Source organism: Blastomonas sp. CCH1-A6 (genome assembly GCF_001556365.1).
Classification (GTDB): Bacteria; Pseudomonadota; Alphaproteobacteria; order Sphingomonadales; family Sphingomonadaceae; genus Blastomonas; species Blastomonas ursincola.
The window spans coordinates 1-578 of record NZ_LSIS01000145.1; the positions used below are offsets into that span (position 1 = coordinate 1).

1 protein-coding gene is annotated in these 578 nt (G+C 64.5%); it reads left to right on the forward strand.

Annotation, left to right across the window (positions count from 1 at the left end; all coding sequences use genetic code 11):
* Positions 1–578, forward strand: a 578-nt coding sequence (locus tag AX735_RS05805; RefSeq protein ID WP_202189511.1) for an RDD family protein, incomplete at both ends; no start/stop codon positions are given.

Consider the following 578-nt stretch of genomic DNA (forward strand, 5'->3'; position numbering starts at 1 on the left):
CGGCGGTTTTCTCGTGGTGCTGTTCATCATCGGCACGTTTTTGGCGCGCAACGCCTATTTCCTGTATTTCGAACTGGGCCAGCGCGCGGCGACCTGGGGCAAGCGCGCACTGGGCATTCGCGTCGCTGTGCGCGATGGCGGGCGGCTGACGGCAGAGGCGGTGATCGCGCGCAACCTGCTCCGCGATATCGAGCTGTTCCTGCCGGTGATGTTCATGACGTCGAGCGGAATTCAGGGCTCGCTCAGCGAGTTCGCGGCCTGGGCGGGGCTGTTCTGGGTCGGCAGTTTCGCGCTGTTCCCGCTGCTCAACAAGGATCGGCTGCGCTGCGGCGACCTGATCGCGGGAACCTGGGTGGTGCAGGCGCCAAAGGCGCAGCTGGCGGGGCTGGTGGCGACAGGGGTGCCCGAAAATGACCTGATCGCAGCGCTACCTTCTGATCGCTATCGGTTCACCGAAGCCGAGCTTGCGGTTTATGGCGAATATGAGCTGCAGACGCTGGAGCAGGTGCTGCGGACGGCCAATGCCGAGTCGATGCAGGCGGTTGCGACGACGATTTGCGGCAAGATCGGCTGGACCC